Below are 15,855 nucleotides of genomic sequence, written 5' to 3' on the forward strand. Positions count from 1 at the left end.
TGTTATGGTTACCATAATATTTCTTGATTTTACAATAAACTCGTAAAACCTTAAAGTTTTTAATATAAGATGCATATTCACTAGAAAGGAGGAACAATTAGGTAATTTAGTATAACAAAACGGGGGGAAGCAAGTGAAAAAGTTTAAGAGTTTTAAGAAAAAAGTAGCGCTGAGTCTATTGTCTATTGTAACCGTTTCCAACATGGCGTCTGGAGTAGGGTTTGCAAAGGCAGAATCAAGTGCAACCGATCCATTGGTTAGCCTCGACAAATTTGGCAACCTTGGCCAGTTCGACAAATTCAAAGTGGAACCATCAGAACAATTTAAAGACACGGATAAAGTTCGTGTTATTGTAGAATTGGAAGGAGATCCGGCCATCACATTCCCTACGGAAAAAGGGATAAGATATAAGGATTTACCTGAAAGCAAGAAGGCTAGTTTACAAGCTGAAGTAAAAGGTGAGCAATCTGATTTCCTATCAGATGTAGAAAGCGACAAAATAGATTTTAATGTTGAGAATAGCTTTACTACCGTTGTAAACGGTGTCAGTGGTGAAGTGGAATATGGAAAAATTGATGAACTTGAAAACCTACCAAACGTAGAATCTGTAAGTCTCGTAAATGAGTATGAACGTCCACAAGAACAACCTCAGATGATTTCAAGTAAAAACTTGGTCGAAGCGATTCAAACCTGGAATGCAGGATATAACGGAAAAGGTATGGTCGTTGGGATTATTGATACAGGTATTGACTTCAATCATCCTGATATGAAGTTAAGTGCCGATACACAACCAAAATTAACTTCCGCTAAGGTCGATAGTTTAATCAAGTCTGGTAATCTATCAGGAAAATATTATACAGCAAAGGTTCCTTACGGTTATAACTACGCTGACAACAATCAAGAAATTCGTGACCTTGGCCCAAATGCATCGATGCATGGAATGCACGTAGCTGGAACTGTTGGTGCAAATGGTGATGAGTCTAAGAATGGTATTAAGGGAGTTGCTCCCGAAGCGCAATTACTCGCTTTAAAGGTGTTTGGAAATGACCCGGGTATGCGAGGAACCTATAGTGATCTTTATATTAAAGCAATTGACGACGGAATTACTCTTGGTGCTGACGTGCTGAACATGAGTCTTGGTTCTATCGCAGGATTTGTAGAATCTACTAGTCTAGAGGAACAAGCAATTGACCGTGCCGTTAAAAACGGGGTTTTAATGTCAATATCCGCAGGTAACAGTGCTCAAGTTGGAAATGGTACATGGAATCCATTTGCTTCAAATCCTGATATAGGTCTGGTTGGAGATCCTAGTGTTGCTACCAATTCCATTTCAGTGGCGTCCATTGAAAATGACAAAATTGTTTTGGATCAAATGGCCATAAAAGTTGGTTCCGAAACATTGCCAATTGCCTATAAGACACAAGAATCTCCGAAGCCGAAAGATGTCTTTGGAACAACAAACGAAATGGATGTCGTATATGCAGGTGACGGTGGTCCATACAATTATACAAATGCTATGAAAGGAAAAGTTGTGTATGTCGTAAGAACAAAAGATCATCCAAACTATGGGGAAATCAAATTGGCCGCTGAAATGTACGGAGCAGCTGGGGTAATCGTTAGGGGGCATGCAAGTCATGGTGATTATGTAGGCATGGCATTAGACGTACTTGGCGCCCCGAAAATCCCATTCGTTTCACTTAGCCAAAGCGATGGAAATACGCTTGAAGCTAAAATTAAAGCCGCAGGCGGAACTGCCAAAGTAACATTTGGTGCCGATAAAGTGACAGTTGCCAATAGTGCAGCTGGAAAAATGTCTACCTTTAGTTCATGGGGAGTGACTCCTGAGTTAAATCTGAAACCAGAAATTACAGCTCCTGGGGGCCAAATTTACTCTACATTGAATAATGGACAGTATGGAGTAATGAGTGGTACATCCATGGCAGCTCCTCACGTATCTGGTGGATCAGCATTAGTTCTACAAAGAGTACATGAGTTATTCCCAGAGTTAAAGGGAATGGATATGGTGAAAAGAGCTAAAAACATGCTGATGAATACAGCAAAAATTATTCCAGATGCCTCTAATGGCAATATTCCATATTCACCTCGACAACAAGGTTCAGGATTGATGCAATTACATTCAGCAGTTACAACTCCTGTATATGTTGTGAATAAAGGAACAAATGAAGGAAAAGTTGAGCTGAAAGAAATCAATCAAGATAAATTCACAATGACAGTTACAGCAACGAATTTTAGTGATAAAGATGTTAACTACAAAGTTAATGCTTCTGTACTTACAGATGCCGTATCGGAATCACAATTAGCATTGAGCGATCAAGTGATTTCTAAAGCAAAAGTAAAAGTTGACGCTCCAGATGGAGTGACTATTTCTGCTGGAGATTCAAAAGATATTACATTCGAAGTCGATTTATCTGATGCCAAAGCAGATTTAGAATCGTTGATGCCAAACGGGTATTTCGTAGAAGGCTTCATCACTCTTACAAGTGATGATCAAGACAACCCGGCACCAAATATTTCTGTTCCATATGTTGGCTTCAAAGGGGATTGGAATAAACCACCAGTTCTTGATACCATGATGGATGATACCCCAAATAAATCTTATTATCGTTCATCATATATGGTTAATGAACAAGGCTATTCTATAGCACAAAACCCATTCACAAGGGCCTTTGACAAGAGATTTCTTGCCATTAATCCATATAGTGATGCTGATCCTGGGCGTAAAGCAATCGCACCAAAACTATCCTTCCTGAGAAATAGCAAAACGGTGGAATATAGTATTTTAGATGCGAACGGAAAAATGATACGCAAGCTAAATATAGACAAAAATCAACGGAAAAACTGGTTTGCTCAAAAGAATGGACCATATACGTATAACCCTTACTACACACAGTGGGATGGCAAGGTGAATAACGAGGTTGTAGCAGATGGCTGGTACTCTTACCAAATCAAAACTCAGGTTGACCTGCCAGGTAAGGATCAACAAGTAGTAAAAGTACCTTTTCAGGTTGATACAAAAGCACCTACTATTACGAGCGCATCATACGACAAGGAAACAGGTATTGTTTCGGTCGATGCACAAGATACTGGCAGTGGATTGCTAGCGGTTGAAGTCGTTCTTAGAACTAGTCCAACCAGTGGTCGCCTTCTTGCAAGAGAAGATATAGTTGACAAACAATCCGCAAGTACTAAATCCGCAAGTACTAAAGTAAACATTGGAACCATTCCCGATGGAAGTTCTATTGTGGTAACAGCATATGATACAACTTGGAATACTACCGATGTTACATTTTCTGGAGATAACACGATTCCGTCTATTATCGTTGCTTCACCATCAGCGCTTGGATTATATGATACACGTGAAATTCCTTTAACTGGATATGTAACAGATAATTCAAATTTTGTGGATCATTTAAAAGTAACAGGCGATAAAATTACTGGTTCTCCAATTGATGTGAACTTAAAGTATAACAATACTACAATGCGTTGGGAATTTGCGACACAATTGAAATTCACTGAAGATGGTGTCCATGACATTTACTTTGAAGGCGCAGATAAAGTAGGAAACAAGATCCAATTCAAACGTCAGGTTATGATCGATACGACTTGGCCAACACTTGATGTGAAAGGTCTTCCAGATAATAACTATGTTGCCGAGGATGGCAAAGCTCCAGAGCTTACCGTTTCATTAGGCGATAATTTTGATGAGATTGAACTAAAAGTTAATGGAAGTCTAGAATATAATCAGAAATTTGACGAACCATATGCGATGAGAAACTTTACCTACGACCACAAATTCACACCAGAATTATCAAAAGGCAAAAATGACCTAGTATTTGAAGTGGTAGATCTAGTAGGTCATGTCACGGAGAAAACGATCACGATCTATAAAGGTGAGAAGCCAGACGCACCAACACCAGACCCAGTGAAGCCCGAAGTGAACCCAGTAACTTCCGAAAGCACAGTAATTACAGGAAAATCGGAAAAGGGAACAGAAGTCATTTTTACGGACAAAAAAGATTTAACTTTAACAGCAAAAGCCGAAACAGGTACATTTTCGATTCCACTAAAAAATAAAATTGCAGCAGGAACCGTACTATATGCGAAAGCAAAAGATGCGAATGGAAAAGAAAGCCCTGAATTAAGGATTATCGTTGTAGATAAAACGCCACCAAATGCTCCGACCGTCAAAGAAGTAGGAGATAATGATAAAAAAATCACGGGTAAAGCAGAAGCAGACTCCAAGGTTATCGTTAAAGCTGGAAAAACTACATTAGGAAGCGGAACAGCCGATAAAAATGGCAACTTCTCAATCCTGATAAAAGCTCAAAAAGCAGGAACCATTTTAACGGTTACTGCGACAGATAAAGCTGGTAACGCCAGCAAAGCTGTAAATGTAACGGTAAAGGACAAAACTCCACCAACTGTCCCAACCGTTAATAATGTAAAATCGTCATCGACAAAAATAACGGGTAAAACAGAAGCTGGAGCAAAGGTCTATGTAAAAGATGGAAAGAAAGTGATTGGTTCCACAACGGCCAATAACAAAGGAGAATACTCCATCACTATCAAAAAACAAAAACGTGGCACAACATTATATGTGTACGCACAAGATAAATCAGGAAATACTTCAAAATCAAGAAAAGTTATCGTTAATTAATGAGAAAGCAACTTTATTGTAAATCCAATAAATAGCTTTATTGTTATACACAGCCCGTCCGGGTTTAAAAAATAATATAGATAAAGGAGCTTCCCATAAGCCAAATGGCGTTTTAGGAAGCTCCTTTGTTTTATTTAAGTGAGAAGAGTTGTTTGTAAAATCCCATTTTTTTTGGTCTTATACGAACGGGAGGTTAGTAGACTACACCCCTGAATTATACTCCTAATAAATAAAGACTACTGTACGATTGAATTGTTCCACGATATAATGATGAGAGTTTGTGCCTGAGTAACTATTTATAATAGCAGTGAGGTAGAGTATGAAAAAAACAACCATAGACATCATTTATATCATTATTGGTGCCTTTCTTTTTGCGTTAGGTGTTAATTTATTTGTTATTCCGAACGAGCTTGGGGAAGGCGGGGTAACGGGGATCACAATTATTACCTACTATTTATTTGAGTGGTCACCAGGTTTAGTCAACTTAATTCTGAATGCATTTTTGTTAATTTTTGGTTATAAATTTTTGAGTAAGGTAACAACGATTTATACGATTATTGCAGTGGTTTTTAATTCGCTTTTTCTTCATCTGACAGAAGGCTGGAATATTGCTTCTGATGAATTGATGGTGAATGCTATTTTTGGAGGAATCACTATAGGGGCTGGGATTGGCTTAATTATTCGGGTTGGCGGAACAACAGCAGGTACTACCATCTTAGCAAGGATTACACATAAGTTTTTAGGATGGAGTATTAGCTATGGTCTATTGTTTTTTGATTTAATCGTTGCCTTTTCATCTTATTTTATCATTGGTGCAGAAAAGCTGATGCTGACAATTATTATGCTATATGTAGGCACGAAAGTGATGGAATTTGTAATCGAAGGCTTGAATCCGAAGAAAGCTATAACGATTATTTCTGATAAACCGAATGACATTGCCAAACAGGTGACTACATCAATGGACAGAGGGGTAACCGTATACTCGGGTCATGGTTATTACACAAAAACCCCAAAGGAAATTCTTTATATTGTTATTAGTAAGCAAGAAGTAATAAAATTGAAACGAATTGTTCAATCTACTGATCCGAATGCTTTCATCGCTATACACGATGTTCGTGATGTGTTCGGAGAAGGATTTATTGATATTTCTAAAGCATAATAAGAGGCTGTTTTAAAAGAGTTAGAATTTGAAGCGTTGGCATTTGGCCAACGCTTTTTTATTCATTTTCTCTAAAAGTAACATACCAAAACACAAGTTGTCCGAATGACAATCTATTTGACTGTATATCGCCCTCACTATTTATAATGATGGACTTTTCATCGTCACAGGCAAATCCACTTATCCGAAAAATCCTTTTGGAGAGTGTATTCTTGGTAATCCAATGGATGAATAATCCTTATTATTTCAGTAAACCCTTTACTGGTAAGCACAGGCACGATCCCCAAATCACTCTCAGCAAAAACCAGGTTTGAATTAGCGCATCAATAAAAATAATTTTATTACAATTTCTATATTGTGCTGATATGCTTGAACAGATTCTTTCTTCCAAGGATTTAGATAAATGTATTCCTATTGACATTATACCCTTAGGGGTATAATATAAAGCTTGTCGATGTTGTTCCTTTATCCGTCAAAATGGAAACTCGTTGTTTAAGGAGGTAGAAATAATGGATTACAATGATCAATTAAAAAATAGAGTAAAACGTATTGAAGGTCAATTAAGAGGAATTTTAAGAATGATGGAAGAAGATAAGGATTGTAAGGAAGTAATCACCCAATTATCCGCGGCTAGAACGGCAATCGATCGAACCATTGGTGTAGTTGTTAGTTCAAATTTAGTGGAATGTGTTCGACTCGCTAATGAAAATGGTGATAAGAATACAGAAGAATTAGTAAAAGCGGCAGTAGAACTATTGGTGAAAAGTCGATAAAAAAGGGTTGACGCCCTCTTTTATTTTCAATGGTATAATACCCATAGGGGTAATGGTGAAAACAAAAAGGGAGGACTTCATAATGAAAATTGATAAAGTATTAGATACTAAAGGATTAGCATGTCCAATGCCAATTGTTAAAACAAAGAAAGCAATAAGTGGACTTGAATCCGGTCAAGTATTAGAAATTCACACAACGGATAAGGGTGCTAAGAATGATCTTCTAGCTTGGGCTAAATCATGTGGCCATGAACTACTGAAGTTTGAAGACGAAAATGATGTATTAAAGTTTTGGATTAAAAAAGGATAATTTTTTTAAATACAATAATACCTATACGGGTATAAGTAAATTAAAAATATTCAGGAGGTTAGGGAAATGACAGAGAAGAAAAAAACAACAATTGTCCTATTAAGCGGAGATTATGATAAAGCAATGGCTGCTTACATTATTGCAAATGGTGCAGCAGCCTATGATCATGAAGTAACGATTTTTCATACTTTTTGGGGATTGAATGCACTCAGAAAAGAGGAAAATATAATGCTTGAAAAAGGATTCATGGAAAAAATGTTTGCGAAAATGATGCCAAGAGGCGCTGACAAATTGGGGCTATCTAAAATGAACTTTGCCGGATTTGGTCCTAAGATGATCAAAAAAGTAATGAAAAAACACAATGCAATTCCGCTGCCTCAATTAATAGAGATGGCACAAGAGCAGGATATAAAGCTAATAGCTTGTACAATGACCATGGATTTATTAGGTTTGCAAAAAGAAGAACTGTTAGACAACATTGAATATGCAGGAGTTGCAGCTTATTTAGCAGATGCTCAAGAAGGTAATGTTAATCTGTTTATTTAATGATAGGAGGGGGACCTTCTCCTATATAAAAGGAGGGAATTGGCTTGGAGTTTGTTAAGTATATCTTGATTGGGCTTTTCTTATTCTTTATCGCCAAGCGAATGATTCCAATGGGATGCTTTCCTGGGAGGGAATAGTATAATAAATTTTTTTAACAACAATAATACCCAGCTGGGTATAAAATAGGAGTATAAAAATGGAGAACATGAAAGCAAACGTAATTTTAGACGCAAAAGGATTAGCATGTCCAATGCCAATTGTGAAAACAAAGAAGGCAATGAATGGACTAGAATCTGGTCAAGTATTAGAAGTACAAGCAACAGATAAGGGGTCCAAAGCTGATATTAAGGCATGGGCTGAAAGTACAGGTCACCTGTATTTAGGTACATTAGAGGAAGAAGAAGTATTAAAGCATTATTTAAGAAAGTCCTCTTGTGATGAAACAATCGAAAGAAAACATCCGAATGTCATCAATAATGACCAATTTGAAACGAAACTTGAAGCAAATGAAAATATTGTGGTTCTTGATGTTAGAGAAACAGCAGAATATGCGTTTAATCATATACCTAATGCTATTTCTATTCCTTTGGGTGAACTAGAAAATCGTTTAGGTGTATTAAATAAGGAAGAAGAAATTTATATTGTCTGCCGAACAGGAAACCGCAGTGACCTTGCAGCACAAAAGCTAGTAGAAAAGGGATTTACTAAAGTTATTAACATAGTACCAGGAATGAGTCAGTGGACTGGAAGAACTACTAGTTTTGATAATTAAGGGAATAAAAATTGATTTGAATGACTGTCTATAAGCATATTTTTTTAAACTTACCAATACCATTGGGGGTACTCAGAAATGACTGTAAATGTAATGACTTCAAAAGAGGTAACGAAAAAAGTAATGAATAAGGAAGAATTATTTATTTTAGATGTTCGAAATCAAAGTGATTTTCAAGATTGGAAAATTGAAGGTGAAAACTTTAAATATATAAATGTACCATATTTTGAATTGCTTGACGGTGTGGAAGGAATCATCGAAAAAATTCCTACTGACAAAGAAGTTTTAGTGGTTTGTGCAAAGGAAGGATCATCTATCATGGTGGCGGAAATGCTTTCCGATGAAGGGCTCACAGTTTCTTACCTAAAAGGTGGTATGAAAGCTTGGAGCGAACATTTAGAACCTGTTAAAGTCGGGGAGTTAAAAGATGGCGGTGAAATTTATCAGTTTGTTCGAATCGGTAAAGGATGTTTATCATACATGGTTGTATCAAACGGTGAAGCTGCCATTATTGACTCTACTCGTATGACTGATATTTATCTTGAATTTGCTGAGAGTATTGGCGCTAAAATTACCCATGTATTCGATACCCACCTTCATGCAGACCACATTTCTGGAGGAACCGTTATTGCTGATAAAACGGGAGCAACTTACTGGTTACCACCAAAGGATGCAACAGAAGTAACATTTCAGTATCAACCATTAGAAGATGGAAATGATGTGGAATTTGGTAACGTGAAAATCAATATTCATGCTTTATATTCACCGGGTCATACAATTGGATCTACTTCATTCATTGTTGACGAGAAATTCTTACTATCCGGTGATATCTTGTTCATTGACTCGATCGGTAGACCAGATTTAGCTGGTTTAGCCCAGGATTGGGTGGGAGATTTAAGAGAAAGTTTATATAAGCGTTACAGAGAATTATCTGAGGATTTAATCGTTCTTCCCGCTCATTTTATGATTATTGAAGAATTAAATGAAGATGGAAGTGTAGCTGAAAAACTTGGAACACTTTATTCCAAAAACCATGGTTTAAATATTGATGATGAAGCTGAATTTAGAAGAATTGTAACAGAAAATCTACCACCTCAACCAAATTCTTATCAAGAAATCCGTGAAACAAATATGGGGAAAATCAATCCTGATGAAGAAAAACAACGTGAAATGGAAATCGGACCAAATCGTTGTGCAGTTAGATAAGTTCAAAAAATAGGGGAACCAGATTGGTTCCCTTTTTTAAAGGAGTGAAACATTGTGGAATTGGGTTTTATCATCACGATTTTCTTAATTGGTTTTGTTGGTTCCTATATTTCAGGAATGCTTGGAATTGGCGGTTCCATTATTAAATATCCGATGCTTTTATACATCCCACCGTTATTCGGTCTAGCTGCGTTTAGTGCCCATGAAGTATCTGGAATAAGTGCAGTTCAAGTATTTTTTGCAACAATTGGCGGGGTATGGGCTTACCGAAAGGGAGGTTATTTAAATAAAACGCTAATTGGATATATGGGAGTAAGTATATTAATGGGTAGTTTTGTCGGTGGTTATGGCTCCAAGTTAATGACAGAGGGTGGAATTAATTTTGTTTATGGTATTTTAGCATTGATTGCCGCTGTCATGATGTTTGTTCCGAAAAAAGGAATCGATGATATTCCGCTTGATCAAGTGAAGTTTAATAAATGGCTGGCAGCATCCCTCGCATTAATTGTTGGTATCGGAGCGGGTATTGTAGGTGCAGCAGGTGCGTTCTTATTAGTGCCCATCATGCTTGTCGTATTAAAGATCCCAACTCGTATGACGATTGCTTCATCATTAGCGATTACATTTATTTCTTCAATCGGTGCAACAGTCGGAAAGATTACAACGGGACAAGTAGAATTTTTACCTTCACTTATTATGGTCTTTGCCAGTTTAATCGCATCACCACTAGGTGCAATGGCGGGGAAAAAAATAAACACCAAAGTTCTACAAGTAATTCTAGCTTTTTTGATTTTAGCAACAGCAATTAAGATTTGGATAGATATTTTATAAGCGTGAGGAATTATTTGAAAAGAGCGTTGGCATTTGCCAACGCTTTTTTTATATGTATGGGTTTCAAATCTAAAAGTTAAAAAAGGTATTGACACATAAGTTAATACGTATTATTATTATCTCAGGTTCAAGATATTTAATTCAGAGATATATCTCGAAGGATTACGAATAAAAATGATAAACATCATTTTTTTTAAATGAATATCTCGAATTCAAGATAAAACACAAATAGGAGGAATTTTAGATGATAAATATTGGCTTATTAATCATTCGGTTGGTAATTGGTTTATTATTCGTGGGTCATGGCGCTCAAAAATTGTTTGGTTGGTTCGGCGGTTATGGATTAAAAGGTACAGGTGGATGGTTCGAATCAATTGGCATGAAGCCAGGCGTAACCATGGCTCTTTTAGCAGGACTGGTAGAACTTATCGGAGGAATCTTGTTTGCATTAGGACTGCTAACCCCACTTGCAGGAATTTTGATTGCAGGAACAATGGTAATGGCTATTGTTAAGGTCCACGCTGCAAACGGATTATGGTCAACAGCAAATGGATACGAATATAATCTAACGTTACTAGCTGTTGCGATTGGGATCGCTTTAATCGGTCCAGGTAAATATGCTCTCGATACACTTTTATTCTAAAATATCTCAATTAAAGATTCTTAAATTAAAATAAAAAGTATGTGACTTTAATTTTTTCAGTAGGAACAAAATAAGATATCAAGATCCTTTAATTTTTGAAAAAGGAGTGTAGAAAAATGGGTAAAAAAACGATGGGTATTCACCATATTACAGCAATCGTTGGTCATCCTCAGGAGAATGTAGATTTCTACGCAGGCGTTTTGGGTTTGCGTTTGGTCAAGCAAACCGTTAATTTTGATGATCCAGGTACGTATCACCTTTATTTCGGGAATGAAGGCGGTAAGCCAGGTACCATCATTACATTCTTTCCATGGGCAGGAGCTCGGCAAGGAATCATCGGTGATGGTCAAGTAGGAGTCACATCTTATGTTGTTCCGAAAGGTGCCATGGAATTCTGGGAACAAAGGCTGGAAAAATTCAATGTCCCTTTTACGAAAATCGAACGCTTCGGTGAGCAATATTTAGAATTTGATGACCCACACGGACTTCATTTGGAAATTGTAGAAAGAAAAGAAGGGGAAGTCCATTTAAGGACCTTCGGAGGGGTATCACCGGAAGTTGCAATTAAAGGGTTTGGCGGAGCGACTCTATTGTCGGCCCAGCCTCACAAAACAGCGGAATTGTTAGAAAAAGTAATGGGTCTTGAATTTATCGGTAAAGAAGGAGATTTCGCTCGTTACCGTTCCACTGCGGATATCGGGAACATGATCGATATTAAATTAACGCCGATTGGACGCGGACAAATGGGTGTAGGTACTGTACATCACATTGCATGGCGTGCCGTTGATGATGAGGATCAATTGGATTGGAGGCAGTATATTTCGGCAAATGGATATGGTGTCACGCCTGTTCGAGATCGAAACTACTTTAATGCCATTTATTTTAGAGAGCATGGAGAAATACTATTTGAAATTGCAACCGATCCTCCAGGATTCGCTCATGATGAATCAGAGGAGACAATGGGTGAAAAGTTGATGCTGCCTGAACAATATGAACCGCATAGAGTACAAATTGAACAAGATTTGCTTCCAATTAAGGTAAGAGAACTAGACTGACTTTACGAAAAGGAATGATGACGTTGCTTTCGATTGATCCAGCCTCCATGTCTGAAAGAGAAAATTATAAATTTTTGATAGGAAGTATTATCCCGAGACCAATTGCTTTCGTCACCACGCTTTCAAAAGACGGCGTTATAAATGGTGCACCATTTAGTTATTTTAATATCGTATCTTCTAATCCCCCGATGATTTCATTATCCATTCAACGCTCAGCTGGGAGACAAAAGGATACGGCGAGAAATATCATCGAGTCAAAAGAATTTGTCGTCCATATTGTCGATGACCAAAATGTTGACAAAATAAATAAAACAGCCGCTAACTTTCCTCCTGACCAGAGCGAGATTGAGTTAGCAAACTTAACTCCGGTAGAGAGTGTAAAAATTTCTGTGCCAGGGGTAAAGGAAGCGAAAATTCGAATGGAATGTTCATTGGAACGTTCCATAGAACTGGGTGGTTTGGATACACCTGGGTGTGATTTTATTATAGGGAAAGTTGTTCAATTTCATATTGAAAATGACATTTACGAAAAGGGTAGAATTGACCCAATGGGCTTAGCTGCTGTAAGTCGGCTGGCTGGAAATAGTTATGCTAAAATTGGCGAGATTTTTGAAATCGAGAGACCTAAATAGTCCCTATTAAAATTCCATTGATGAAATGGAGAGGATAAAATGCAAAAGACAGTAGGTATTCATCATATCTCAGCGATGGTAAACGATGCACAAAGGAATATTGACTTTTATGCAGGTGTGCTAGGACTAAAGCTTGTTAAAAAAACCATTAATTTTGATCGTCCGGAAGTGTATCATCTCTATTTTGGGAATGAAACGGGTCAGCCAGGCACTGTCATTACTTTTTTTCCATGGGCTAAACAGCTGAAAGGTCGAATTGGAACAGGTCAGGTTGGCGTGACCAGCTATATAATACCGAAGGGCTCTGTTCATTTTTGGGAGAATCGATTACGAAAATTTGGCATTGAATTTACTTCATCGATTCGCTTTGGTCAAACATATTTAAAATTTTCTGATCCAGACGGACTCCAACTGGAACTGACAGAACGAGATGAAGGACCAATGAATACTTGGAACTTTGGGGGAGTTCAAGCAGAAAATGCAATTAGAGGCTTTGGCGGTGCTGTTCTGTTTTCTGCACGGCCCCATAAAACAGCTGACGTTTTAGAAAATATTTTGGGCTTAGAATGCATTGGACAAGAAAAGGAATTTCTTAGATTTAAATCTGAAGGAACTCTTGGAAATACGATTGATATTCAGTTACAGCCCTCTGTCCGAGGGCTGATGGGAGCCGGAACGGTTCACCATATAGCTTGGAGAGCAAAAGATGAAGAAGATCATCAAAGGTGGAGATCCCTTCTCCTCGAAAAAGGATATTATCCCACCGAGATTCTTGACCGGAACTACTTCAAAGCACTTTATTTTCATGAAGAAGGGGGTATCCTCTTCGAAATAGCAACGGACCCACCAGGCTTTTCGGTAGATGAACCAGTCGCTGAACTTGGAAAAAAACTCATGCTGCCATCTTGGCTAGAGTCAAAAAGAGAAGAACTAGAAGAAACCTTGCCTTCTGTGGAGGTTCGTGTTCTGGAAGGTGAAAGCTAATCGAAATTCGTCGATTGGCTTTTTTTATGTAAATAATTTTAGGATTTTTTTGGATAATATTATTTGAATAGGTAAATTTAATAGTGTTAATGATAAATCCTTTTGGAAGGATGTTTTTTTTATGGAGAAGAAATTGTTAAATCTACTCACAGCTTTGTGTATAGTTTCCTTGCCATTTTTATTCAAAGGTTCAAAAATGAGAGAAAACCTCGTTATTTTCTTCTCAAAAGGAGTTATTGCGACACTGCTTGATGCGTATGTTGTTGGAACCAAAAAAGTAGAATATCCAGTCCGTCCATTTCCGAAAATTTTTAAGACGAACATCATTTATGATATATTGTTTTTTCCGATCTTAAGTGTTATCTGGGTTAAACTATCTTATCATGATAATTTAAGTAAAATCCTTTTGAAAAGTTTGATATTTAGTGTTCCGATGAGTATCGCCCAATGGTACTTTGAAAAGAATACTAGATTATTTAAATGGAAAAAGTGGACGCCATTCCATACTTTTGGAAGTGTAAATTTTACATTGTTTATAATTAGAGGTTTGGCTGGATTATTAAAAAAATTAGATAAGGTAAAGAATGCGGGTTATAAGGCTACATAATACCAGACTTTTTATCTTTAAACAGATCGAGGAATGAGCAGGCATCCCAGCCTGATTATTCTTCGATTTTTTTGTTTTGACAGGAATCATAAATGTTGTCAACAATCACAATGACAAAATGCATTTTTGTAAAAATAGAAATACACATGTAAACGCTTTAGTATAAAGATACAAAGTTCACAAATTAAATAAAGAGGGGGACATAAGATAATGACTGAAAAAGTTAATGATAAATCAGATGTTAAAGTAAAAATACAAAAATTTGGCAGTTATCTAAGCGGTATGGTCATGCCGAATATCGGCGCTTTTATAGCATGGGGATTTATTACCGCACTATTTATTCCAACAGGCTGGTTACCAAATGAAGATTTGGCTAAATTAGTAGGACCGATGATTACGTTCTTACTGCCGCTGTTAATTGGTTTTACCGGCGGTAGAATGGTTCATGATATTCGCGGTGGAGTCGTTGGTGCGACAGCTACTATGGGTGTTATCGTTGGAACGGATATCCCGATGTTTTTAGGAGCCATGATTATGGGGCCAATCGGTGGATACCTAATTAAGAAATTTGACCAAGCGATTCATGGAAAAATTAAATCTGGATTTGAAATGCTTGTTAATAACTTTTCTGCCGGAATTATTGGCGGTGCGTTAACATTATTAGCGTATAAAGGTGTAGGACCAGTTGTTGAAGCATTAAGTAAGGTTTTAGCTTCAGGTGTTCAATTCATTATTGACCACAACATGTTACCTTTAGCAAACGTGTTTATTGAACCAGCAAAAGTACTATTTTTAAATAATGCCATTAACCATGGTATTTTAAGTCCATTAGGGATTGAGCAAGCAGCAAAAGCTGGAAAATCAATTTTATTTCTATTAGAAACAAATCCTGGTCCAGGATTAGGGATCTTACTTGCTTACTGGCTATTCGGCAAAGGTGCCGCTAAACAAACGGCTCCAGGTGCAGTCATTATCCACTTCTTAGGTGGTATTCATGAAATTTACTTCCCATACATTCTAATGAAGCCTATGCTTCTTCTAGCTGCTATGGCTGGGGGGGTAAGTGGAGTATTTACCTTTAACCTTTTCAATGCAGGTCTTGTAGCTGCTCCATCACCAGGTAGTATCTTTGCTCTTATGGCGATGACACCGAGAGGAAATTATCTTGGAGTATTAGCAGGTGTATTAGTGGCAGCAGCGGTATCCTTTGCGGTTGCAGCATTAATCTTGAAAGCTAGTAAGGCAACTGATGAGGATTTAACATCTGCAACAGCCAAGATGGAAGAAATGAAAGGGAAGAAAAGCACGGTTTCTTCTATGCTAGTTGATGAAAAACCTATTAATGCAGAAGCAGTAAATAAAGTTGTGTTTGCTTGTGATGCCGGCATGGGATCTAGTGCGATGGGTGCATCTATTTTACGAAATAAAATGAAAAAGGCTGGTATCGATGTCACTGTTATCAACACAGCGATCAACAATTTACCAAGCGATGCAGATGTAGTCGTAACCCATAAGGATTTAACGGATCGTGCAAAAGCCAAGCTGCCGAATGCAAACCATATTTCCGTAGAGAATTTCTTGAATAGTCCTCGTTATGACGAGTTAGTTGAATCATTAAAGAAATAAACAATCATTGCCTAGCCTTAGTGCTAGGTTTTT

General features: G+C 37.4%; 14 protein-coding genes. All 14 read left to right on the plus strand.

What is annotated here, in order from left to right; genetic code table 11:
* The first annotated feature begins 133 nt into the window (after positions 1 to 133).
* The 14 genes from V7137_RS07305 to V7137_RS07370 all read left to right on the plus strand — a co-directional run bounded on the left by V7137_RS07305 (position 134) and on the right by V7137_RS07370 (position 15,822).
* Complete coding sequence (locus V7137_RS07305) at positions 134 to 4,678, plus strand: Ig-like domain-containing protein (RefSeq protein WP_335697469.1); 4,545 nt, start codon at positions 134 to 136, stop codon at positions 4,676 to 4,678.
* 319 nt (positions 4,679 to 4,997) lie between these two features.
* The gene (locus tag V7137_RS07310) at positions 4,998 to 5,837 is read left to right on the plus strand and encodes a YitT family protein (RefSeq protein WP_335697470.1); all 840 of its coding nucleotides are present in this window, start codon (positions 4,998 to 5,000) and stop codon (positions 5,835 to 5,837) included.
* Positions 5,838 to 6,346: 509 nt separating this feature from the next.
* Complete coding sequence (locus V7137_RS07315) at positions 6,347 to 6,610, plus strand: metal-sensitive transcriptional regulator (protein ID WP_218350748.1); 264 nt, start codon at positions 6,347 to 6,349, stop codon at positions 6,608 to 6,610.
* An 82-nt stretch (positions 6,611 to 6,692) separates the two neighbouring features.
* Positions 6,693 to 6,920, plus strand: coding sequence for a sulfurtransferase TusA family protein (locus tag V7137_RS07320; protein WP_335697471.1), 228 nt, complete (start codon positions 6,693 to 6,695; stop codon positions 6,918 to 6,920).
* Positions 6,921 to 6,986: 66 nt separating this feature from the next.
* Positions 6,987 to 7,466, plus strand: coding sequence for a DsrE/DsrF/DrsH-like family protein (locus V7137_RS07325; RefSeq protein ID WP_218350746.1), 480 nt, complete (start codon positions 6,987 to 6,989; stop codon positions 7,464 to 7,466).
* Between the two features lie 196 nt (positions 7,467 to 7,662).
* Positions 7,663 to 8,238, plus strand: a complete 576-nt coding sequence (locus tag V7137_RS07330) for a sulfurtransferase TusA family protein (RefSeq protein WP_335697472.1) — start codon at positions 7,663 to 7,665, stop codon at positions 8,236 to 8,238.
* A gap of 78 nt (positions 8,239 to 8,316) precedes the next feature.
* Positions 8,317 to 9,444 carry an MBL fold metallo-hydrolase gene (locus tag V7137_RS07335; RefSeq protein WP_335697473.1) on the plus strand — a complete coding sequence of 376 codons (1,128 nt, stop codon included), beginning with the start codon at positions 8,317 to 8,319 and terminating at the stop codon, positions 9,442 to 9,444.
* A 54-nt stretch (positions 9,445 to 9,498) separates the two neighbouring features.
* Positions 9,499 to 10,275, plus strand: coding sequence for a sulfite exporter TauE/SafE family protein (locus tag V7137_RS07340; protein ID WP_335697474.1), 777 nt, complete (start codon positions 9,499 to 9,501; stop codon positions 10,273 to 10,275).
* Positions 10,276 to 10,519: 244 nt separating this feature from the next.
* Positions 10,520 to 10,918: a DoxX family protein gene (locus tag V7137_RS07345; RefSeq protein WP_335697475.1), complete on the plus strand. Its 399-nt coding sequence runs from the start codon at positions 10,520 to 10,522 to the stop codon at positions 10,916 to 10,918.
* 116 nt (positions 10,919 to 11,034) lie between these two features.
* Positions 11,035 to 11,973 carry a ring-cleaving dioxygenase gene (locus V7137_RS07350; protein ID WP_335697476.1) on the plus strand — a complete coding sequence of 313 codons (939 nt, stop codon included), beginning with the start codon at positions 11,035 to 11,037 and terminating at the stop codon, positions 11,971 to 11,973.
* A 23-nt stretch (positions 11,974 to 11,996) separates the two neighbouring features.
* Positions 11,997 to 12,605 carry a flavin reductase family protein gene (locus V7137_RS07355; protein WP_335697477.1) on the plus strand — a complete coding sequence of 203 codons (609 nt, stop codon included), beginning with the start codon at positions 11,997 to 11,999 and terminating at the stop codon, positions 12,603 to 12,605.
* A 39-nt stretch (positions 12,606 to 12,644) separates the two neighbouring features.
* Positions 12,645 to 13,589, plus strand: a complete 945-nt coding sequence (locus tag V7137_RS07360) for a ring-cleaving dioxygenase (RefSeq protein WP_335697478.1) — start codon at positions 12,645 to 12,647, stop codon at positions 13,587 to 13,589.
* A 121-nt stretch (positions 13,590 to 13,710) separates the two neighbouring features.
* Complete coding sequence (locus V7137_RS07365) at positions 13,711 to 14,196, plus strand: CBO0543 family protein (protein ID WP_335697479.1); 486 nt, start codon at positions 13,711 to 13,713, stop codon at positions 14,194 to 14,196.
* 210 nt (positions 14,197 to 14,406) lie between these two features.
* Positions 14,407 to 15,822, plus strand: coding sequence for a PTS mannitol transporter subunit IICB (locus V7137_RS07370; protein WP_335697480.1), 1,416 nt, complete (start codon positions 14,407 to 14,409; stop codon positions 15,820 to 15,822).
* Positions 15,823 to 15,855 lie beyond the last annotated feature (33 nt).

It is taken from the genome of Neobacillus drentensis (genome assembly GCF_036962765.1).
Lineage (GTDB): Bacteria > Bacillota > Bacilli > Bacillales > Cytobacillaceae > Neobacillus > Neobacillus drentensis_C.

Coding starts and splice junctions, on each gene's coding strand:
- V7137_RS07310 (WP_335697470.1), top strand. CDS start 4,998: ATGAAAAAAACAACCATAGACATCATTTATATCATTATTGGTGCCTTT.
- V7137_RS07315 (WP_218350748.1), top strand. CDS start 6,347: ATGGATTACAATGATCAATTAAAAAATAGAGTAAAACGTATTGAAGGT.
- V7137_RS07350 (WP_335697476.1), top strand. CDS start 11,035: ATGGGTAAAAAAACGATGGGTATTCACCATATTACAGCAATCGTTGGT.
- V7137_RS07335 (WP_335697473.1), top strand. CDS start 8,317: ATGACTGTAAATGTAATGACTTCAAAAGAGGTAACGAAAAAAGTAATG.
- V7137_RS07365 (WP_335697479.1), top strand. CDS start 13,711: ATGGAGAAGAAATTGTTAAATCTACTCACAGCTTTGTGTATAGTTTCC.
- V7137_RS07345 (WP_335697475.1), top strand. CDS start 10,520: ATGATAAATATTGGCTTATTAATCATTCGGTTGGTAATTGGTTTATTA.
- V7137_RS07320 (WP_335697471.1), top strand. CDS start 6,693: ATGAAAATTGATAAAGTATTAGATACTAAAGGATTAGCATGTCCAATG.
- V7137_RS07370 (WP_335697480.1), top strand. CDS start 14,407: ATGACTGAAAAAGTTAATGATAAATCAGATGTTAAAGTAAAAATACAA.
- V7137_RS07325 (WP_218350746.1), top strand. CDS start 6,987: ATGACAGAGAAGAAAAAAACAACAATTGTCCTATTAAGCGGAGATTAT.
- V7137_RS07330 (WP_335697472.1), top strand. CDS start 7,663: ATGGAGAACATGAAAGCAAACGTAATTTTAGACGCAAAAGGATTAGCA.
- V7137_RS07360 (WP_335697478.1), top strand. CDS start 12,645: ATGCAAAAGACAGTAGGTATTCATCATATCTCAGCGATGGTAAACGAT.